Source organism: Metabacillus rhizolycopersici (assembly GCF_020075705.1).
In genome coordinates this window covers 1-754 of the sequence record NZ_JAIQUM010000236.1, presented here as the reverse complement: position 1 = coordinate 754, position 754 = coordinate 1, and the positions used below count along the sequence as shown (strand labels likewise).

At 38.6% G+C, this 754-nt stretch carries 1 protein-coding gene; it reads left to right on the top strand.

Annotated features, from left to right (window positions below; all coding sequences use genetic code 11):
* The coding region (locus tag K9V48_RS28255; protein ID WP_224142337.1) for an SDR family oxidoreductase at positions 1-660 on the top strand (660 nt) is incomplete at its 5' end.
* Between the last annotated feature and the right edge of the window lie 94 nt (positions 661-754).

Sequence of the window (754 nt, the reverse complement as noted above, 5' to 3'; positions counted from 1 at the left end):
ATTGTTGGGCGTAACCTTGAAAAGGCTGAAAAAGTTGTTCAAGAAATTGAAGCAGAGGGCGGTACTGCAAAAGCATTCCAAGCAGATGTGAGCACACGTTCTGATGTAGAAAAGGTTGCAGATGAGATCGAACAATGGTCAGGCAGCTTTGAAATCCTATTAAATGCTCCAGGTAAAAATAGTACAACACCATTTTTAGAACTTGAAATGGACGAATACGATGACATCATGGATGTTAACCTAAAAGGACTTGTTGTGATCAACCAAATTTTTGCGAAGAGAATGATTGATAAAGGCACAAAAGGAAGCATTATTAACGTTTCATCTGTTTCTTCAACAACACCATTATCAAAAGTATTTACATATTCAGTATCAAAAGCTGGTGTAAACAGCATGACACAATTCTTAGCAAGAGAATTTGCGCCACATGGCATCCGTGTGAATGCAATTATTCCAGGTTTCTTCCCAGCTGAACAAAACCGCAAAATCTTAAGTGAAGAACGTACTGCATCTATTATGGCTCACACACCGATGAATCGTTTTGGTGAAGCAGAAGAATTACAAGGTGCAACGGTTTGGCTTGCATCAGACAAAGCATCAAGCTTTGTGACAGGAGCGCTTATCCGTGTTGACGGTGGATTCGGAAGCATGACCATCTAATCCTAGGTAATGATAGAGATTTAAAATTAATACACTCTAGAGATGATGTTTAGTAAGAAAGGAGAAGACAATGATAAACGAAAAATATCAGAAG